Source organism: Cupriavidus ulmosensis (assembly GCF_977008105.1).
The window spans coordinates 2881071-2901009 of record NZ_CDRMWP010000002.1 but is presented as its reverse complement, the minus strand read 5'-3'; the positions used below and the strand labels follow the sequence as shown (position 1 = coordinate 2901009).

Annotated in this window: 18 protein-coding genes; 14 read left to right on the top strand and 4 right to left on the bottom strand. The window is 70.0% G+C overall.

Annotated features, from left to right (window positions below):
- Positions 1-2: 2 nt before the first annotated feature.
- From ACWTPI_RS32545 to ACWTPI_RS32520, 6 genes are all read left to right on the top strand, one after another.
- Positions 3-1040, top strand: a complete 1038-nt coding sequence (locus ACWTPI_RS32545) for a type II secretion system F family protein (protein WP_454733826.1) — start codon at positions 3-5, stop codon at positions 1038-1040.
- Positions 1037-1897: a tetratricopeptide repeat protein gene (locus ACWTPI_RS32540; RefSeq protein ID WP_454733825.1), complete on the top strand. Its 861-nt coding sequence runs from the start codon at positions 1037-1039 to the stop codon at positions 1895-1897. The genes ACWTPI_RS32545 and ACWTPI_RS32540 overlap by 4 nt, the downstream gene beginning before the upstream one ends.
- A gap of 83 nt (positions 1898-1980) precedes the next feature.
- On the top strand, positions 1981-2340 hold the full coding sequence (locus ACWTPI_RS32535; RefSeq protein ID WP_454733824.1) for a DUF3613 domain-containing protein: 360 nt from the start codon (positions 1981-1983) through the stop codon (positions 2338-2340).
- On the top strand, positions 2337-4121 hold the full coding sequence (locus ACWTPI_RS32530; RefSeq protein ID WP_059415772.1) for a TadG family pilus assembly protein: 1785 nt from the start codon (positions 2337-2339) through the stop codon (positions 4119-4121). The genes ACWTPI_RS32535 and ACWTPI_RS32530 overlap by 4 nt, the downstream gene beginning before the upstream one ends.
- Before the next feature lie 45 nt (positions 4122-4166).
- Positions 4167-5537 carry a sigma 54-interacting transcriptional regulator gene (locus tag ACWTPI_RS32525; protein WP_059415770.1) on the top strand — a complete coding sequence of 457 codons (1371 nt, stop codon included), beginning with the start codon at positions 4167-4169 and terminating at the stop codon, positions 5535-5537.
- 259 nt (positions 5538-5796) lie between these two features.
- Positions 5797-7032: a Fic family protein gene (locus ACWTPI_RS32520; RefSeq protein ID WP_454733823.1), complete on the top strand. Its 1236-nt coding sequence runs from the start codon at positions 5797-5799 to the stop codon at positions 7030-7032.
- A 74-nt stretch (positions 7033-7106) separates the two neighbouring features.
- Here ACWTPI_RS32520 and ACWTPI_RS32515 read toward each other — a convergent pair whose 3' ends face one another.
- Positions 7107-7451 (bottom strand): YgiW/YdeI family stress tolerance OB fold protein, encoded by a 345-nt coding sequence (locus tag ACWTPI_RS32515; RefSeq protein WP_020206834.1) that lies wholly within the window; start codon positions 7449-7451, stop codon positions 7107-7109.
- A gap of 225 nt (positions 7452-7676) precedes the next feature.
- On the opposite strand from ACWTPI_RS32515, the gene ACWTPI_RS32510 reads away from it, so the two are divergent.
- From ACWTPI_RS32510 to ACWTPI_RS32480, 7 genes are all read left to right on the top strand, one after another.
- Complete coding sequence (locus ACWTPI_RS32510) at positions 7677-8822, top strand: exonuclease SbcCD subunit D (RefSeq protein WP_059415769.1); 1146 nt, start codon at positions 7677-7679, stop codon at positions 8820-8822.
- Positions 8819-11896, top strand: a complete 3078-nt coding sequence (locus ACWTPI_RS32505) for an AAA family ATPase (RefSeq protein WP_454733822.1) — start codon at positions 8819-8821, stop codon at positions 11894-11896. The genes ACWTPI_RS32510 and ACWTPI_RS32505 overlap by 4 nt, the downstream gene beginning before the upstream one ends.
- A 363-nt stretch (positions 11897-12259) precedes the next feature.
- A complete protein-coding gene (locus tag ACWTPI_RS32500; protein WP_020206705.1) occupies positions 12260-12940 on the top strand; it encodes a 3-oxoacid CoA-transferase subunit A in 681 nt (226 codons plus the stop codon).
- Positions 12941-12960: 20 nt separating this feature from the next.
- Entirely contained in the window at positions 12961-13608 is a 648-nt protein-coding gene (locus ACWTPI_RS32495) for a 3-oxoacid CoA-transferase subunit B (RefSeq protein ID WP_020206704.1), read from the top strand.
- Positions 13609-13676: 68 nt separating this feature from the next.
- Positions 13677-14879: a 3-oxoadipyl-CoA thiolase gene (gene pcaF, locus ACWTPI_RS32490; protein WP_020206703.1), complete on the top strand. Its 1203-nt coding sequence runs from the start codon at positions 13677-13679 to the stop codon at positions 14877-14879.
- A 240-nt stretch (positions 14880-15119) separates the two neighbouring features.
- On the top strand, positions 15120-15851 hold the full coding sequence (locus tag ACWTPI_RS32485) for an SDR family NAD(P)-dependent oxidoreductase (protein ID WP_454733821.1): 732 nt from the start codon (positions 15120-15122) through the stop codon (positions 15849-15851).
- A gap of 122 nt (positions 15852-15973) precedes the next feature.
- The gene (locus ACWTPI_RS32480) at positions 15974-16993 is read left to right on the top strand and encodes a Bug family tripartite tricarboxylate transporter substrate binding protein (protein ID WP_020206701.1); all 1020 of its coding nucleotides are present in this window, start codon (positions 15974-15976) and stop codon (positions 16991-16993) included.
- Positions 16994-17226: 233 nt separating this feature from the next.
- Here the strand turns inward: ACWTPI_RS32480 and ACWTPI_RS32475 are convergent, their stop codons facing one another.
- Positions 17227-17448 carry a hypothetical protein gene (locus tag ACWTPI_RS32475; RefSeq protein ID WP_029044391.1) on the bottom strand — a complete coding sequence of 74 codons (222 nt, stop codon included), beginning with the start codon at positions 17446-17448 and terminating at the stop codon, positions 17227-17229.
- Between the two features lie 345 nt (positions 17449-17793).
- Between ACWTPI_RS32475 and ACWTPI_RS32470 the strand changes: the two genes are divergently transcribed.
- Positions 17794-18339 carry a PadR family transcriptional regulator gene (locus ACWTPI_RS32470; RefSeq protein ID WP_454733820.1) on the top strand — a complete coding sequence of 182 codons (546 nt, stop codon included), beginning with the start codon at positions 17794-17796 and terminating at the stop codon, positions 18337-18339.
- A 53-nt stretch (positions 18340-18392) separates the two neighbouring features.
- Here ACWTPI_RS32470 and ACWTPI_RS32465 read toward each other — a convergent pair whose 3' ends face one another.
- Positions 18393-19388 carry an NAD(P)H-dependent flavin oxidoreductase gene (locus ACWTPI_RS32465; RefSeq protein ID WP_454733819.1) on the bottom strand — a complete coding sequence of 332 codons (996 nt, stop codon included), beginning with the start codon at positions 19386-19388 and terminating at the stop codon, positions 18393-18395.
- A gap of 69 nt (positions 19389-19457) precedes the next feature.
- On the bottom strand, positions 19458-19934 hold the full coding sequence (locus tag ACWTPI_RS32460; RefSeq protein ID WP_370552888.1) for a nuclear transport factor 2 family protein: 477 nt from the start codon (positions 19932-19934) through the stop codon (positions 19458-19460).
- Between the last annotated feature and the right edge of the window lie 5 nt (positions 19935-19939).

Here is a 19939-nt window from a genome sequence, read left to right as displayed (position 1 = left end):
GCATGGACAGCATCACCCTGATCTCGCTGAGCCTGGGCCTTGCCGCGCTGGGCCTCGCCGCGCTCGCGCTGCCGCTGGTGAGCCAGTGGCGCCAGCGCCTGCGCGCCACGCGCACCATCGACGCGGCGCTCTCGCGCCAGGCCGCGGTGGCGGCGGCCGGCGCCGCGGCAGCACCGCCCGCGCCGGGCGACGCCGCGCCCGCGCCCGCGGCAGCGGCAGCGGCCACGGCTGCCCCCGCCCAGCGCGCCGGGGCCGGCATCGGCGCCAGGCTGGGCGGCCAGTTGAGCGGGCGCTTCGACCAGCGCTGGCTGAACTCCCCGCTGGGCAAGGCCGTGGTCACGGCCGAGGAAGAGCGCCTGCTCGAGCAATGCGGCTTTTATGGCGACAAGGCCCGGGCCGTGTTCGGCGGCCTGCGCGTGTCGGTGCCGGCGGCGCTGGCAGCGGCGGCCTTCGCCTGGCGCCTGCCTTCGCTGAGCGGTGCCGTGTTCTGGGCCTTCGCCGTGTTCGCGCTGGCGTTTCTCGTGCCCAAATGGATCCTGCAGCGCCGCGCGTCGAACCGGCTGCGCCGCCTGGAGGACGAGCTGCCGGTGCTGGTCGACATGCTGCGCCTGCTGCAGGGCGTGGGCCTGTCGATCGACCAGAGCCTGCAGGTGATCGTGGCGGAGTTCGGCAGCATGCTGCGCGTGATCGGGCCGGAGCTGATGCGCGCCAACCAGCAGTTCGCCACCGGGCGCTCGCGCGAGCAGACCTTGCAGCGCATCGGCCGGCTGTTCGACAGCGAGGACCTGAAGAGCCTGATCACCATGCTGACCCAGGTGGACCGCTTCGGCGGCGCGGTGCAGGAGCCGCTGCGCCAGTTCGGGCTGCGCCTGCAGGAGACGCGCAAGGCGCGCATGAAGGAGCAGGTCGGCAAGCTCACGGTAAAGATGACGGCGGTGATGGTGGTGACCATGCTGCCGGTATTGCTGATCATCACCGCCGGCCCCGGCTTCCTGGGCGTGGCGCGGATGCTGACGCATTTGTCGGGGGGAACGAGATGACGGGACGAGACGACAGGACCGGCGCGCGCCGCCGCTGGGCGTGGGCGCTGCTGCCGGCGCTGGCCGCCGCGGCGCTGTCGGGCTGCGGCGCCAGCCTGGCCAGCCGCATGAGCGAGCAGGCCGACGCCCAGGTGGAACTGTCCAGGCTGCGCGACAAGCAGGACCGCGCCGGCTATGACGACAAGACGGTTTATCTGGGGCTGATCGGCAAGATGCAGGAGGAGGGCCTGTACTTTGCCTCGCTCGCGCATATCGACGTGTACGAGAAGCGCTTCGGCGCCAACCCTGAACTGACACTGATGCGCGCCGACGCGCTGCGCGAGACCAGCCAGGACGCGCAGGCGGTGCAGGCCTACCGCAGCCTCGCCGAGACGGCGGCGCAGGCGCGCGCCTACCACGGCCTGGGGCTGATCGCCGGGCGCCAGAACAACTTTGCCGGCGCCGCCGCCGAGTTCCGCCGCGCGGCGCAGGCCGATCCCACCAACCCGCAGGTGGCCAACGACCTCGGCTACGCGCTGATGCGCACCGGCGCGCTGGCCGAGGCGCGCGTGCCGGTCATGCAGGCGCTGCAGCTCGACGGCAAGAACCCGCGCGTGGTCAGCAACGCGGCGGTGTGGCTTGCCGCCGACGGCAAGCCCGACCAGGCCGCATCGCTGATGCAGCGCGCGGCCCTGCCGGAGGCCACGCGCAAGGCCGTGATGCAGGAAGCGGAGCGCGTCAGGCGCGCCAGCGCGCAACATGCCCGCGCGGCAGCACCCGGCGCGACGCTGGCCGCCGCCGCGCCGGGCGCTGCCACCGCGGCCGTGGCCGGCCCCAGCCATCTGCGCCTGACCGACATCGGCCAGGCCACGCCATGAACGCCCGGCATGCCGCCGCGCGGCCGGCGTTCGCGAGTCACCAGGCGCTGCCCGCTGTCCGGGCGCGCATCCAGGAGCCATTCATGACACGGACCACCGCATCGAAGAACCTGCATGCCGCCAGCCGCCGCGGGCTGGCGCTCGCCGTGGCCCTCTTGGCCGCGGGCCCGCTCTGCGGCCAGACCGAGGCCACGCGCCAGGCGCGCCCCGCGCGGCAGGAGGTTGGCGCCACCACGCGCAATATCCTCGAGATCCAGCGCAACGGCACGCAGGGCGGACAACTGCTGCCGCTGCGGGGCGAGCAGGCCGCGCTGTCCTACCCGCGCTACATGGCCACGTTCAGCTATCCGATTCCGGAGTTCTATACGGGCCAGACATCGTCGCAACGGGGCAGCGGCATGACGGCCGGCGCAACCGGAGCTGCCGGAGCGGCCGGGCGATGACGCGCATGGGCTCGTCCTGCATCGGCGTGCGCGGACGCGCGCAGCGCGGGGCCATCGGCGTGCTGGGCGCCCTGCTGCTGGTGACGGTGGTGGTGGGCGCGCTGGTGTCGATCGACGTGGGCCATGTGTTCTACCGCCAGCGGGAGCTGCAGAAGGTTGCCGACATGGCCGCGCTGGCCGGCGCCCAGCAGCTCAAGCAGGCGGGGCCGTCCGCCACGGTTTCCGCCAACGTGCTCGCTGCCACGCAGGCGGCCGGCACGCAGAACGGCTACGGGGGCGCGGCCGCGGCCGGCTGCGCCAGCCCGGCCGCGGGTGCTGCCGACGGCATGAACGTGTGCATGGGCGTGTGGGACCCGGCCTATACGTCCGGCAGCGATACGGCGCGGCATTTCAAGGCCGGCTACGACGCCAATGCGCAGTCGGTCTCGGCCAACGCGGTACAGGTGGTGGTCACGCAGACCGTGCCGATCCTGTTCGTGATTCCGGGCGGCACCTCGCGCCAGCTGCGCGCGGAGGCGATTGCCAATGCGAGTCCGCCGGTGGCGTCGTTTTCGCTGGGCAGCGGGCTGCTGGATTTTCAGTCCGCCAACAGTCTGCTGGGCGCGTTGCTGGGCACCGCCGTCAATTTCTCGGTGCTGGACTGGAATGGGCTGCTCAACACCACGGTCACGCTGGACCAGCTCCGGCTCAAGCTCGGCCTTGGTTCCGTCGACGAGTTGCTGAAGACCTCGCTGTCGATCCAGCAGTTCTATGCGCTGGTGCTGGGTGCGGCGGGCAAGGACGCGCTGCTGTCCACCGCGCTTGGCAGCCCGCCCACGAAGCTGGGCGTGGGCGGCGCGGCGGTGGATGTGGGGCTGGGCAAGCTGCTCAATCTGGGCGTGCTGGCGCCGGCGGCGTCGTCGGCCGCGGATGTCGGCCTGAGCGTGGCCAATCTGTTGATGCTGGGGGCGCAGGTGGCCAATGGTACGGCCGCAATCGCGCTACCCACGACCAATATCAATGTGCCCAACATCGCAGGCGTTAGTGCACAGTTGTATGTCATCGCGCCGCCGGCCACGGCGGTAGGTCCGGCGCGCCAACTGAGCTCTGGCACGTGGCAGACCACCGCCCACAACGCCCAGGTCGGGCTGCGACTCGACATTGCCGCCTTGGGTGGCATGGACACGTCGAAGACCACAACGCTGGTTGGCGCGCTGATAGCGCCGCTGCTGGGTCTGATCAATGTCAGCGTGAATTTGCCGCTATACGTGGAAGTCGCTTCCGCGACGGCATCCCTGCAGAGCATTCAATGCGCAGCCGCAAAGGCGGATTGCAGGGCGACGTTCGGCGTCAATACCGGTGTGGCAAAGGCTTGTCTTGCCGCCGGGGTTGGCAGCGGTGCAGGGTGCGCATCCGGGCCGGTGACAATTGTCGAGACCGGGCTTCCGCTGATTTCCACAACGGTCAAGGTAACTGCGACCGGTTCGACGAAAACGGGTCCAAGCTTGAATAACACCGTTGTTACCCTAGCCCCGGGGGCCACTACCCGGGTGGGCACGGCGAACCCGCTGACGGGCATCCTGCTCGATGTGGTGGGATCGCTGAATCTCAAGGTCGAGGTGACGGTGCTCGGCATTCCGCTATTGGGCATCCCGTTGCCCCTTGCGGGTTTGCTGACCCCACTGTTCCAGTCGCTGGACGTGCTCTTGGGGCCGCTGCTCGGCGCCCTCGGCATCCAGTTGGGTTACGCCGACCTGTGGCTGAACGACATCGACTGCAACAATGCCGAACTGGTGTTCTGAAGAACAAGCCATGCAACAGGCGAATCGCGATACGGCGGAAGAAAGATGAAAACAGATCGCTGGGCCTACGAGAGCCTTGAAGTCTATGTGTGGGAAGGCAAGTACGATATTGCCGACCGCGTGGCGCGCTTTCTGTCGCCGCTCGGGGTAGACGTGATCCGCGCCGGCGCGCTGGAAGCCTTGCCGGCAGAGCCGCGCACCAAGCCGTGCGTGGCGGTGATCAGCGTGTCGGTGATCGGCGCGGCGAAGTTCACCGCGCTGGACTGGGAGGCCGCGCACGGCATGCCGGTGATCTGGGTCGCGGCGCCCGGGCGGGAGACCGATCCGGGGCGTTTCCCGGCGGAATACGCGCATATCCTGTCCGACGATTTCACCGGCCCCGACCTGCGCAACCAGATCGGCAAGCTGCTGCCGCAGTTGCTGGCCGCGGCCGAGACCGGCAACACCGGCGCGGAACTGGTGGCGGAGTCGGCGGCCATGCAGCAGTTCCTGGCGCAGGTGGACACGTTCGCCGACTTCAGCAGCAACGTGATGCTGTACGGCGAGACCGGCGCGGGCAAGGAGCGCATCGCGCAGCTTTTCCACGAGCGCAACAACATCTACGGCAAGGGGCCGTTCGTCGCGGTGAACTGCGGCGCGATTCCCGACGGGCTGTTCGAGTCGCAGTTCTTCGGCCATGCCAAGGGCGCGTTCACGGGCGCGATGTTCGCGCACCGCGGCTTTTTCGAGCAGGCCAACGGCGGCACGCTGTTCCTCGACGAAATCGGCGACCTGCCGCTGTTCCAGCAGGTCAAGCTGCTGCGCGTGCTGGAAGAGAACGCGCTCACGCGGCTGGGTTCGACCATGCCGGTGAAGCTGGACTTCCGCCTGGTGGCGGCCACCAACAAGGACCTGCGCGAGGCGGTGTCGCAAGGGCGCTTTCGCGCGGATCTCTATTTCCGCCTGGCGGTGATCGAGCTGCGCCTGCCCAGCCTGGAAGAGCGCGGCGCGGTCGACAAGGTGGCGCTGCTGATCTCGTTCCTCAAGCAGATGCTCGGGCCGTCCGGCTTCGAGGCCTTGCCGCCGGTGCCGGACTGGCTCAAGGGCGCGGTGGGCACGGCGTTCTTCACCGGCAACGTGCGCGAGCTGCGCAACCTCGCCGAGCGCGTCGGCATCACGGTGCAGCAGACCGGCCACTGGGACGAGGCGCGCATCCGGCCGCTGTTCCGCAGCCTGCGCCCGGGAGCGTTCGACGGCAACGAGCGCACCGCCGACTGGCGCGGCGAGACCGAGGAGCGCCGCCGCATCGTGGCGGCGCTCGACGCCAATAGCTGGCGGCGCCAGGATACGGCGGCCAGCCTCGGCATCAGCCGCAAGGTGCTGTGGGAGAAGATGCGCAAGTTCCAGATCGCGGACAACGAGGCCGAGCCGGCCTGAGACCGGGCGCGTCCCGGAACGTTTTCCTGTTGCGCTGGCAGGCGCTGACTGCCCGGCAGCGTATCGGAAGACGTTGCGTGGCCGGCTGGAAATCCCCCGCAGGCGGTGGCTTGCGGGGGATCTTCCTTTCGGACTGGGCATCCCGATCCGAGGGACGGGCAATCCGGCAGGATAACCGGCACAAAAGATACGATGATGCGGTCCGATTTCCAATATAAGCTGTTGTATATACTACGGAAATTATCCGGAATGATCCGGCATGGAAACCGGCATGACATCCGTTCCAGGCACGACCATTGCCATCTACGACAGTCCTCATCAGTTCGAGCCGCTGCTGCCCCAGAAGCGGCTCGATGAGCTTGTCGCGAAAACGCGCGCTGTCTTTGAAAAGGCGCATGAGCTACGCGGCGCGTTGTGCCCGCCGGCGCGCGAGGCACTGCGCGAGCTGGTGCGGGAAATGAACTCGTATTACTCGAACCGGATCGAGGGGCAGAGCACGCATCCCGCGAACGTGAGCAAGGCCCTGAAAAGGGACTTTTCCGACGATCCGGAGATCGCCCAGCGCCAGCGCATCGCCGTGGCGCACATCGAGGCCGAAAGGGAGCTTGAAGCGGAGCTTGAAGCGCTCCATCTGACCGAGGCCCAGGCCTTGCGCAGCGATTTCCTGCTGCGCGCCCACCGCAGCCTCTATGGGCGCCTGTCCGCCGAGGACCGGACGACATCCGAAGGGCGCATCGTCGAGCCCGGCCGGATCCGGGAGGCGGACGTGTCGGTTGGACGGCACCACGCGCCAGCATTCGCCTCGCTGCCAAAGTTCCTGGCCCGCATGGACCAGGTGTATGGGCAGGCACAAGGCGTCGACAACGTGCTCACGATGATCGCCGCGGCCCATCACCGCACCGTGTGGATCCACCCGTTCCTCGACGGCAATGGCCGCGCGGCGCGGCTGCAGACCCATACCGCGCTCAGCCGGCTTAGCGGCGGCCTCTGGTCGGTCAACCGGGGCCTCGCGCGGAACCGGGACAGGTATTACGAGCGGCTTTCCAACGCGGACATGCCGAGGCATGGCGATCTGGATGGACGCGGCAATCTCAGCGAGAAGATGTTGTGGGAATGGTGTGACTACTTCATCGACCTGTGCGAGGACCAGGTGAGCTTCATGGCCCGCATGTTCGACGTCGGCGGTCTGCGAGACCGGGTCAAAGCCCTGGTCCTGGTGCGCAGCCAGTCGGCGGAATTTCGGGACTATCGTACCGAGGCCGTGCTCCCGCTGCTTCACGTTCTCCTGAGCGGCAGCGTGTCTCGTGGCGACTTCTCGCAGATGACCGGCCTGGGCGAGCGCGCCGCGCGCAAGATCATCTCGCAGTTGCTGAGGGACGGGCTGCTGGTGAGCCAGTCCCACAGGGCAGAGTTGCGGATTGGCTTCCCGCTGGATGCCTTGAATATTCTGTTTCCCAACCTCTACCCCGAAGCCGCGGCGGCAAATGTCGATTGACCGGCAAACCGCGCGCGGGCCGCGGGTTTCCCCATTTTTCGGGAGCGCGGCCCGGCTCGCAGGCGCAAGCCCGCTCAGAGCACGCGAACCTGCTTGACCTTGAACTTGGGTTCGCCCACCCAGTCCTTGTCGTACTCGCCGGTCAGCTCCACCTTGGTGGCGGCACCGACAGGCTGCCCGGCCGGCCACAGCTTGTGCTTGATCTTGACGCGCATCTGCCCGGTGCCGTCGTCGAAGCTGTAGAGTTCATCGCCCACGTGGCTGACGATCTGCCCGCGCAGCACCGCCGGCTGGTCGTCCTTGCCCTGCGCCTGCAGGCTCTTGACGGTGGCGGCGGGCACCGCGGACGGGCCGGTGTACTGTGCCTGCGCGGCGACGGTTGCGGCGGCGAGTGCGGTGGCGATCAGAATGCGTTTCATGTTGTTCTCCTGGTTATGCCTGGTTATGCGCGCGCGTGCCCGGAATGGCCCGGCGTGCCGGGGCTGGCGCCTTTGCACCAGCATGCGTGCATTGTGCGCAGCGCGCGCTGAACCGAAGCTGAACGCCGCGCCGGCGGCGTTTATCATGTCGCCTGCCGCGGCCGGCCCTTATCCTCATGCTTCATGGGCAGCCGTGCCCCGCACAGGTCATCAAGGAATTCCACATTGCGTTTTCTCCACACTGCCGACTGGCATCTCGGGCGCGTCTTTCACGCGCGCAGCCTGCTCGAAGACCAGGCCTGGGTGCTCGACCAGTTCGTGGCGCTGGTCCGCGAGCACAAGCCGGACGCGGTGCTGATCGCCGGCGACGTCTATGACCGCGCGGTGCCGCCGCCCGAGGCGGTGGCGCTGCTCGACGACGTGCTGGCGCGCATCGTGGTGGACGCGGGCGTGCCGGTGGTGATGATCGCCGGCAACCACGACAGCGCGCAGCGGCTCGGTTTCGGCGCGCGGCTGCTGACCGCGCAGGGCCTGCACGTGGCGGGCCGCACCGAGCGCGAGGCGGCCTGCGTGACCTTGTCCGACGCGCACGGCGAAGTGCGCATCTATGCCTTGCCTTATGCCGAGCCCGCCACGGTGCGCGATGCGTTCGGCGTGGACGTGCCCGGCCACGAGGCCGCGCTCGCGGCCCGCCTCGACGCGATCCGCGCCGGCCATCCCGCGCAGGCGCGCTCGGTGGTGGTGGCGCACGCCTTCGTCATCGGCGGCGAGGCCAGCGAATCCGAGCGGCCGCTTTCGGTGGGCGGCAGCGGGGCGGTGGCGGCGGGCGTGTTCGACGGCTTCGACCTGGTCGCGCTCGGCCACCTGCACCGGCCGCAGACGCTGGGCGGGCGCATCCGCTATTCGGGCTCGCTGCTGAAATACTCGCTGTCGGAAGCCGCGCACGCCAAGTCGGTCTCGCTGATCGAACTGGGCGCCAATGGCGAGGTTGCCATCGAGGAGATCGCGCTGGCCCCGCGGCGCGACCTGCGCATCCTCGAGGGCGAACTGGCCGCGCTGGTGGCGCAGGGCGCCGCCGATCCGCGGCGCGACGACTATATCCACGCCGTGCTGACCGATACCGGCGCCTTGCTGGACCCGATGGCGCGCCTGCGCCAGGCCTATCCCAACGCGCTGGCGATCGAGCGCGCGGTGCTGTCGCGCGCCGGCGAGGCCAGCGCCGCCGGCCAGCGCCTGCGCCAGCTCGACACCGGCGAGCTGTTCGCCAGCTTTTTCAAGGAAGTCGCCGACGAGGACCTGGATGAAGACCAGCGCCGCGCGCTGACGCAGGTGCTCGACGGCATCGCCGCGGCCGACAGGGAGTCCGCATGAGACCGCTGCATCTGGCGCTGCAGGCGTTCGGCCCGTTCGCGGCCCGCGAGGAAATCGATTTCAGCCGGCTCGGCGAGCAGGCGTTCTTCCTGATCCACGGCCCCACCGGCGCCGGCAAGACCACCTTGCTCGACGCGATCTGCTTCGCGCTCTATGGCGACACTTCGGGCGGCGAGCGCAGCGCGCAGGACATGCGCAGCGCCAACGCCGATCCGGGCCTGCGCACCGAGGTGACGTTCGAGTTCAGCCTCGGCGCGCAGCGCTACCGCGTCACGCGCTCGCCCGCGCAGGAGCGTCCCAAGCTGCGCGGCGGCGGCACGGTCAAGGAAACGCCCAAGGCCCAGCTCGATGCGCTGGAGGCGGCCGGCTGGACCAGCAAGGCCAGCCAGCCCAGCCGCGTCGATGAATTCGTACGCAACCTGCTGGGCTTCGACAGCAGCCAGTTCCGCCAGGTGATCGTGCTGCCGCAGGGGCGTTTCCGCGAACTGCTCACGGCGGATTCAAAAAGCCGCCAGGCCATTCTCGAGCGCCTGTTCCGCACCGAGCTGTACCGGCGCGTGGAGGAACTGCTCAAGGGGCAGGCGGCGGCCATCCGCCAGCAGGCCGAGCGGCTGCGCATCGAGCAGTCGGCCTTGCTGCAGCAATACGAGCTCGAATCCGCCGAGGCGCTGCGCGTGCAGGTGGCGGCGCTGCAATCCGGGCTGGAAGACCTGGCGCGGCAGGAAACCGCCGCGCGCGCCACGCTCGAGCACGCCCGGCTGGCGACGCAGCAGGGCGAGCAGGCCGACGCGCGCCTGCGCGAAGCGCGTGAAGCCGAGGCGGCCCATGCGGGGCTGATGGCGCAGCAGGCCGAGGTGGAAGCCGTGCGGCTGCGCCTGCAGGCCGCGCGCCGCGCGGCGCAGGCGCAACCGTTCGAGCAGCACTGGCAGCAAGCCGGGCACGATCACCGCCAGGCGCAGCAGGCGCTGGCGGCGGCGGGCGCGCGCGCGGATGCCTGCGCCGCCGTCTCGGCGCGCGCCGCCGCCGCGCTTGCCACGCAGGCCGGGCGCGCGGGCGAGCGCCAGCGGATGCAGAAGCAGGCGGCCGAGCTGGAGGCCATGCTGCCGCGCGCGCAGCGCCTTGGCGCGCTGCAAGCCGAATTGCAGCGCGCCGCCGCGGAGCAGGCCAGCGCGGCGGCGGCGCACGCGGCTGCCGCGCGCGCACAGGAACAGGCCGCCGCGGCGATGCGCCAGGCCGAAGCCGGGCTGGCGCAGGCCGAGGCCGGCGCGCGCGGGCTGGAGGCAATCCGGCTCCGGCAGGCCGAACTGGCCCGCCAGGCCACGATGCTGGACAAATACGCCGCCGCGCTGGCACAGGCGGAGCAGGGCCGCGCGCAGGCCGAAGCCGCGCAAGGCGCCGCGCAGCGCGCCGCCACGCTGCAGGCGGCCGCCGCCGCGCATCTGCGCGAGACCGAGCGCGCATGGCGCGCGGGGCAGGCCGCGCGGCTGGCGGCTGGGCTGCGCGCCGGCGAGGCCTGCCCGGTGTGCGGCAGCGCGGCCCATCCGCAGCTTGCGCTGCAGTTGGACGCGCCGGTGCCCGACGAGGTCCTCGATCACGCGCGCGACGACGCCCGCGCCGCCGACCAGGCCGCGCACGAAGCCGCGGCCGGCGCGCAGTCGGCGCTGGCCGCGCTGGCGTTGCGCCAGGATCAGCTGGCGGAGCTGCGCGCGGCGTTGGCCGCCGCGGACATGCCCGCCGATGCCGCCGCGGACATCGGCGGCGCGCGGCAGGCGCTGGCCGAAAGCGGCAGCGCGCTGCGCGCCCAGCAGCAGGCGGCCGAAGCGGCCGAGGCGCGGCGCCTGCCGCTGGCCGCCGAGCTCGAGCGCCAGCGCGCCGCGCTCACCGCGGCCGAAGCCGCCATCCGCGGCGCCGATGCCACCGCGCAGGGGGCCGCGCAGCGCCACGCCCGGCTGCAAGGCGAGTGGGAGGCGGCCAGCGCGCAGGTGCCGCCGGAGCGCCGCGATCCCGCCCAGCTGGAACATGCGCTGGCGCGCGCGCGGCAGGAACTGGCCGCCGCCGAGGCCGCGCTGGCCGAGGCCCAGGCCGCCGATAAGCAGGCCGGCGCGGACCTGGCCGCGGCGCAGGCCGCGCAGGCCGCGGCGCGGGCCAGCGTTGCCGGCGGCGCGCAGCGCGAGGCGCAGGCGCGCGCGGCCTTCGACGGCGCGCTCGCGCAGGCCGGGTTTGCCACGCCGCAGGCCTATGCCGAGGCACGCCTGCCCGAGGCGGAGTCCGCGCAGCTCGAAACCCGCATCCAGCGCTTCGACCGCGACGTGGCCGCCGCCGCCGACCGCCGCGCGCGCGCCACGGCCGCCGCGCGCGACCTGGCGGCGCCCGATCTCGACGCGCTGCGCCAGGCCCAGGCGGCCGCGGCAAGCGCGCTGGAGGCGCTGGTCCGCCAGCAGGCCGACCTGCACCGCAGCCGCGAGAACCTGCTGCAATGCCAGCAGCGCCTGGACCGGCTCGCCGCCGACGGCGCCGACATCGAGCGCCGCTATGCCGTGCTCGGGCGCCTGTCCGAGGTGGCCAACGGCAACAACCCGCGCCGCATCACCTTCCAGCGCTTCGTGCTGGCCACGCTGCTCGACGAGGTGCTGGAGGCCGCGTCGCTACGGCTGATGCGCATGAGCCGCAGCCGCTACGAACTGCAGCGCGTGCGCGAGCAGGGCGACCTGCGCGCGGCCGGCGGGCTCGATCTGGAGGTGTTCGACCACAACTCGGGCGTGGCGCGCCCGGCCAACACGCTGTCGGGCGGCGAGGGCTTCCTGGCCTCGCTGTCGCTGGCGCTGGGGCTGGCCGATGTGGTGCAGTCGCGCGCGGGCGGCATCCAGCTCGACACGCTGTTCGTCGACGAAGGTTTCGGCACGCTCGACCCGGAAAGCCTGGACTTCGCGATCCACACGCTGATCGACCTGCAGCAGGCGGGCCGGCTGGTGGGCATCATCTCGCACGTGGCGGAGCTGCGCGAGCGCATCGACGTGCGGCTGGAGATCCGGCCCGGCGCCGCCGGCAGCCGCGCCGAACTGCAATTGCCCTGAGCCTGCCCGGCGCGGCGCGGAAAAGCGTAAGCTGCGTAAGCTCTTGCCGTGCCGCGCCGGGGGTGTCCGGCTAACGCACAAGCGATGCGGCGGCGCCTTGACCGTGCCGGGAGCACAGGTGTAATCTGTTCAGAGTGCGAATTGAGGTTCGCAGTTAGAACAAATCACAAGAACAAGAAAAACAAAGTCTGTTGGATTCGTGTCCGGCGGCACGCTCCCGCACCTGCGGCGGGGCGGGCAGGCCGGATGGCTCTTCCGGCAGGACTGTCCGGAGACAGCGTTCGCGCGCCGCCTGATGTTCCTCCTCGCGGCTTGGCGGCCGGTTCCGGATGGTTCGTCCGGGCTTTCGGAACTGGAACGCAAGTGATCAACAAGCTATTCGACTCGGTGGAAGCGGCGATGGCCGACATCCACGACGGCGCCACCATCCTGATCGGCGGCTTTGGCATGGCCGGCATGCCGGCGCAGCTCATCGACGCCCTCATCGCCCAGGGCGCGCGCGACCTCACCATCGTCAACAACAACGCCGGCAACGGCGATACGGGCCTGGCCGCGCTGCTCAAGGCCCGGCGCGTGCGCAAGATCATCTGCTCGTTCCCGCGCCAGGCCGACTCCTACGTGTTCGACTCGCTCTACCACGCCGGCGAGATCGAGCTGGAACTGGTGCCGCAGGGCAATCTGGCCGAGCGCATCCGTGCCGCCGGCGCCGGCATCGGCGGCTTCTTCACCCGCACCGCCTACGGCACGCCGCTGGCCGAGGGCAAGGAAACCCGCATCATCGACGGCCAGGGCTATGTGTTCGAAAAGCCCATCCACGCCGACTTCGCCCTCATCAAGGCGCAGCGCGCCGACCGCTGGGGCAACCTGACCTACCGCAAGACCGCGCGCAACTTCGGCCCGATCATGGCGATGGCCGCCAAGTGCCCGATCGTGCAGGTCAGCGAGATCGTCGAACTGGGCGAGCTGGACCCCGAGCACATCATCACGCCGGGCCTGTTCGTCAAGCGCGTCGTCAAGATCGACGCCGGCAAGACCCCCGTCTGAGCGACAAGGAGAATCCCGACATGCAACGCCTGACCCGCGATCAGATGGCCGCCCGCGTGGCCAAAGACATTCCCGACGGTGCCGTGGTCAACCTCGGCATCGGCCTGCCCACCCTGGTCGGCAATCACCTGCCGGCCGACCGTGAAATCCTGCTGCACAGCGAGAACGGCCTGCTCGGCATGGGCAAGGCGCCGCCTGCCGGCGAGGAAGACGGCGACCTGATCAACGCCGGCAAGCAGCCGGTCACGATCAAGCCGGGCGGCTCGTATTTCCACCACGCCGATTCGTTCGCGATGATGCGCGGCGGCCACCTCGACTTCTGCGTGCTGGGCGCGTTCCAGGTCTCCGAGAAGGGCGACCTGGCCAACTGGCACACCGGCGCGCCGGGCGCGATCCCGGCCGTGGGCGGCGCGATGGACCTGGCCATCGGCGCCAAGGAAGTGTTCGTGATGATGGAGCACCAGACCAAGCAGGGCGAGAGCAAGATCGTGCCGCAATGCACGTATCCGCTCACCGGCATGAACTGCGTCACGCGCATCTATACCGACCTGGCCACCATCGACGTGACGCCCGAAGGGCTGGTCGCGCGCGACCTGGTCGAAGGCCTGTCCTTCGAGGAACTGCAGCGCGTGACCGGCGTGCCGCTCCTGCAGGCTGCCACGGCCTGAGCGCCGCCGGGGCCTCCGCTTCACGATCACGATTCACGTACAAGCCACGTACAAGCAAGAGAGACAACATGACCGAAGCCTTTATCTGCGACGCCATCCGCACCCCCATCGGCCGCTACGGCGGCAGCCTGTCCGCGGTGCGCGCGGACGACCTGGGCGCGGTGCCGCTCAAGGCGCTGATGGCGCGCAACCCGAACCTGGACTGGTCCGCCATCGATGACGTGATCTACGGCAACGCCAACCAGGCCGGCGAGGACAACCGCAACGTGGCGCGCATGTCGCTGCTGCTGGCCGGCCTGCCGGAAAGCGTGCCGGGCGCCACCATCAACCGCCTGTGCGGCTCCGGCATGGACGCCACCGGCACCGCCGCGCGCGCCATCAAGTCCGGCGAAGCGGGCCTGATGCTGGCCGGCGGCGTGGAAAGCATGAGCCGCGCCCCGTTCGTGATGGGCAAGGCCACCAGCGCCTTCTCGCGCGACGCGCAGATCTTCGACACCACCATCGGCTGGCGCTTCGTCAACCCGGCCATGCGCGCGGCCTACGGCGTGGACTCGATGCCCGAGACCGCCGAGAACGTCGCCACCGACTACAAGGTCAGCCGCGAAGACCAGGACCTGATGGCGCTGCGCAGCCAGGAAAAGGCTTCGCGCGCGCAGGCCGACGGCACGCTGGCGCAGGAAATCACCGCGGTGACGATTCCGCAGAAGAAGGGCGACGCCATCGTGGTGGAGCGCGACGAACACCCGCGCGCCACCAGCATGGAGGCGCTGGCCAAGCTGCGCGGCGTGGTGCGCGCCGACGGCACCGTGACCGCCGGCAATGCCTCGGGCGTCAACGACGGCGCCTGCGCCATCCTGCTGGCCAGCGAAGCGGCCGCGAAGCAGCATGGCCTGACCCCGAAAGCCCGCATCGTCGGCATGGCCACCGCCGGCGTGGCGCCGCGCGTGATGGGCATCGGCCCGGCGCCGGCCACGCAGAAGCTGCTCAGGCAGCTCGGCATGACCATCGACCAGATGGACGTGATCGAGCTCAACGAAGCGTTTGCCGCGCAAGGCCTGGCCGTGCTGCGCCAGCTGGGCGTGGCCGACAACGACGAGCGCGTCAACCCCAACGGCGGCGCGATCGCGCTGGGCCACCCGCTCGGCATGAGCGGCGCCCGCCTCGTGACCACCGCCATGTACCAGCTGCACCGCACCGGTGGCCGCTTCGCGCTGTGCACGATGTGCATCGGCGTGGGCCAGGGCATCGCGATGGTGATCGAGCGCGTCTGACGCGCTGCGGTCCGGCGCGCGCGCCGCGGGCTCCGGTCCGCGGGGCGCGCCGCTGGCGCGCGGTTGGAAAACAGCCGCTAAAGAATGGCGTTTCACCGCCGTTAGCCTGCTATGGATGTGCAGGTTGATGAAGTTTCCCCCAACGCAAGAAGCAGCGCGACCGGGCCGACTGGCTCGCCGGTTCCGGCCGCATCTCTTCAGGCATGACCCGGCGCAGGCTTGCGCCGGTTGGAGTCAACGATGTCCCTTCCCGTTGCCACGCTCGTCACCGGCGCCAGTTCCGGTATCGGGCGCGCCATCAGCGAGATGCTGCTGGCCGATGGCGTGACCCAGGTGGTCAATGTCGACTATGTCGCCCCCGCCTGGTCCCACCCCAGCATGACGTTCTTCCAGGCCGACCTGACCGACGCCGCGGCGACCCGCGCCGTGGCCGAGCAGGTGGTCTCGCGCTTCGCCGTCACGCGGCTGGTCAACAATGCCGGCGCCACGCGCCCCGGCACCGTCGACACCGCGCGCGTCGAAGACCTCGACTACGTGGTCGGCCTGCACCTGCAGGCCACCATGCTGCTGACCCAGGCCTGCCTGCCGGCGATGCGCGCCGCGCATTTCGGCCGCATCGTCAACATGGCCTCGCGCGCCGCGCTGGGCAAGCCCGAGCGCGTGGTGTATTCCGCCACCAAGGCCGGCCTGATCGGCATGACCCGCACGCTGGCGATGGAGCTTGGCGGCGACGGCGTCACCGTCAACGCCGTGGCGCCGGGCCCGATCGCCACCGAGCTGTTCCGCAAGAGCAATCCCGAGGGCAGCGAGCAGACCAAGCGCATCCTGGCCAGCATCGCGGTCAAGCGCATGGGCACGCCGGAGGATGTGGCGCGTGCCTCGATGTTCTTCCTGTCGCCGGAAAACGGTTTCGTCACCGGCCAGGTACTGTACGTGTGCGGCGGCACCACGCTCGGCGTCGCCCCCGTGTAAGCCCGTGGCGTGGACGCGGCACATGCCGCGGTGTCATCACGCCGAAGCAATCCGCAGTCCATAACTAAAAAAGACGACCCGCGCCGCCGGTGCGGGCCGATAGCGATTTACCTGGAGCAAACATGAAAACCGATTTCCAAGCAAGCCCTCTGCACGTCAATACGCGCCGGCGCCTGCTGGCCGCCGGCGTCGCGCTGGCCGCGGCGTTCGCCGGCGTGGCCGGCAGCGCCCAAGCCCAAGGCACCTACCCGACCAAGCCGATCACCATGATCGTGCCGTTCTCGGCCGGCGGTACCACCGACATCCTGGCGCGCATCGTCGGCCTGCAACTGGGCAAGGCGCTCGGCCAGCCGGTCGTGATCGACAACCGTCCGGGCGCGGGCGGCAACATCGGCGCCGCGCTGGCGGCCAAGGCCCCGGGCGACGGCTACACGCTGTTCATGGGCACCATCGGCACCCACTCCATCAACCAGTCGCTGTACTCCAGGCTGCCGTACGATCCGGTCAAGGACTTCGCCCCGATCACGCGCGTGGCGATGGTGCCGAACCTGGTGGTGGTCAATCCCAAGGTGCCGGTCAGCACCATCAAGGAGCTGATCGCCTACGTGAAGGCCAACCCGGACAAGCTGTCGTATGGCTCGTCGGGCAGCGGCTCGTCGATGCACCTGTCGGGCGAGCTGTTCAATTCGATGACCGGCCTGCACATCCAGCACATTCCGTACAAGGGCAGCGCCCCGGCCGTGAATGACCTGCTGGGCAACCAGATCGGCCTGATGTTCGACAACCTGCCGTCGTCGTACCCGCACGTGAAGGCCGGCAAGCTGCGCGCCATCGCCGTGACCTCGGCCAAGCGCTCGCCGGCGCTGCCGAACGTGCCGACCGTGGCCGAAGCCGGCGTGCCCGGCTACGAAGCCACCTCGTGGTTCGCGCTGTACGCCACCGGCGGCACGCCGCAGCCCATCGTCGACCGCATCAACGCCGAAGTGGTGAAGATCCTGGCCATGCCGGACGTGCAGAAGCAGATGGCCGACCAGGGCGCGGAAGCCCATCCGGAAAAGCCGGCGCAACTGGCTGCCTTCATGAAGAGCGAAGCCGCCAAGTGGGCCAAGGTGGTGAAGGCCTCTGGCGCGACCGTGGACTGATGCGCTAGGCCCAGCTCGCTTCAGACCGTCGGACCGGCCGCGGTCCGGGACAGCCGTCCCGGCCGCGGCCTTGTCTTTTGGGCGCCATTCCCGGTGCCATTCCCGGCGCCATGCCGCGAGGACGAAAAAAAGCCCGCGGATCCCGCGGGCTCAATTCCGGCCCACTCACAGGGCAGGAGGAGACAAGAAAGCGTCACGGACGCATGTCTTCGCGCTCTTGCGCCGGGGCTGTTTCAGCCGAGGCTGTACTTGACGACCTGTTCTTCGACGCCCACGAAGCGCACCAGCTGCCGCAGGCCACTGGCGTATTCCTTGATATGGTGGCCTTCCGGCGTGTCCGGCAGGCGGTAGTACACCGGCATCGAGGCGGCCTGCGCGGGCGGTGCCGCAGGTCCGTCGCCGTCGGCTTCCCAAGGGACATCCCGGTCTTCGGCGTAATCTTTTTGTCCTGGCATGGACGACTCCCGATCGATGGATTCGCATGCCCCGCGCCGTGGCCGAATAGCGGCACGGGCCATGCAAAAATGGCTATGTCTGCAAATGTATGGCAGCGGGTCGCAAAATGCTATTTCGTATTTTTTAATTCTGGGTGTGGTCGACGCTTCAATTTGTCATATATCGCGCAATGATCGGCCCGCGCGCGGGGTGCCGGCCCCGCCGCGCGGCCGGTGGCGGACAGCGCGCCGCGTGCCGTGCGCGCGCGGCTTTGCGCTAACATAGACGGTTGCCATGCCGGCCATCCAGGCCACGCGGCCCGCGCGAATCGCCCGCCGGGCGGCCTCCACGTCACCCCTTCTTGCATGTCCGTCCAGCACGCCCTCCTGACTTCCCTGTTGGAAAAACCGTCGTCCGGCTATGAACTGGCACGCCGCTTCGACCGCTCGATCGGCTATTTCTGGCATGCCACGCACCAGCAGATCTACCGCGAGCTGGGCCGCATGGCGCAGAACGGCTGGATCGCCGCGCAGGAGAGCGAGGGCGACGCGCGCAACCGCAAGAAGGTGTATTTCGTGCTGCCGCCGGGGCGCGACGAACTGGCGCGCTGGGTGCTGGAGCCCGCCAACGGGCTGGACGCGCGCGACGAGATCCTGGTCAGGCTGCGCGCCGACGCGGTCATCGGGCCGCTCGGCCTGGGCCCGGAAATGGCGCGCCTGATCGAGATGCACCGCGAGCGGCTGGAGACCTACCGCAGGATCGAGGTGCGCGATTTTGCCGCGGCCGAGCCGACGCGCGCGCAGCGCCTGCAGCATGCGCTGCTGCGCCGGGGCATCCGCTACGAGGAAGACTGGGTGGCGTGGGCCGAGGACCTGCTGCCGCTGCTGGCGCAGCCGGGCGGCGCCGCCTGAAAGGAAAGGCGCAGCCCGGCGCGCGAGGCGCCCGCGGCTGCGAGGACGCTAGATCAGGCCAGGTCGGCCGCGGCGGTGGCGCCGGCGGTGTGCGGGGCCAGCCCGAGGCGGCGGCGCGCCAGCGCGTATTCCTCGGCGAAGCGGCGCACCAGTTCGGCCGCCGGCACCACGCGCTTGACCGCGCCCACGCCCTGGCCGGCGCCCCAGATGTCCTTCCACGCCTTGGCGCTGCCCGAACCGAAGTTCATCTTGGACGGATCCGACTGCGGCAGCGCTTCCGGGTCGAGCCCGGCATTGACGATGCTCTGGCGCAGGTAGTTGCCGTGCACGCCGGTAAACAGGTTGGAGTAGACGATGTCGGACGCGCTGCTGTCCACGATCATCTGCTTGTAGCCGGCCTGCGCGTTGGCCTCCTCGGTGGCGATGAAGGCCGAGCCCACGTAGGCCAGGTCCGCGCCCGCGGCCTGCGCGGCGAGGATGCCGTCGCCGCTGGCGATGGCGCCCGACAGCAGCAGCGGGCCGTCGAACCACTCGCGGATCTCGTGCAGCAGCGCGAACGGCGACAAGGTGCCGGCATGGCCGCCGGCGCCGGCGGCCACCGCGATCAGGCCGTCCGCGCCCTTCTCGATGGCCTTGCGCGCGAAGGTGTTGTTGATGATGTCGTGCAGCACGATGCCGCCGTAGGAATGCACCGCGTCGTTGACTTCCTTGCGCGCGCCCAGCGAGGTGATGACGATGGGCACCTGGTAGCGCACGCACAGCTCCAGGTCGTGGTCCAGGCGGTCGTTGGACTTGTGCACGATCTGGTTGACCGCGAACGGCGCGGCCGGGCGGTCCGGGTGGCGGGCGTCGTGCTCGGCCAGCTCGGTGGTGATGCGGTCCAGCCAGTCGTTGAGCACCGGGCCCGGGCGCGCGTTCAGCGCGGGAAAGGAGCCCACCACGCCGGCCTTGCACTGGGCAATGACCAGGTCGGGGTTGGAGATGATGAACAGCGGCGAGCATACCACCGGCAGGGACAGGCGGTTCTGGAGGATGGCGGGAAGTGACATGGTCTTTAGCGCAAGGTTAGGTCCGGGGACCGGATCGGAAAGGGTTGGTGGCCGGGATGGCGGCGCCGCTCAGGCGCCGTGCAGGACCGAGGTCTGGCCGGCGAGCCGCGCGCCCATCGCCGCGGCCAGCGCGTCGAGGCCGCTCTTGGGGCGGACCATGACTTCGAAGTCGTCGATCCTGCCGTTGGCGTCGAAGCGGATCATGTCGATGGCCTTGACCGCCTTGCCGTCCACGCGCGCGCTGAATTCCAGCACCACGCTGCGGCCGTCGTCGCCGACGAAGCCGCGGTGGTAGCGGAAATCCTGGAAGACCTGGTTGACGGTCTCGAGCACCATGCGCAGCGCGGCGCGTCCCGGGTAGGGCGTGTGCGCCACCGGCGAATGGAAGACGACCTCGTCGGCGACGATGCCGTCCAGCTCGTCCATCGAATGGGTGGCGATCATGCGGTGCCAGATGGCCAGCGAGGCCTGCGCCGCCGCCGACAGCGTTGCTTGGGTCAAGTGTCTTCTCCGGGTTGGCCGGGGGCGGGCGGGCCGCCCCGGCATCGTTC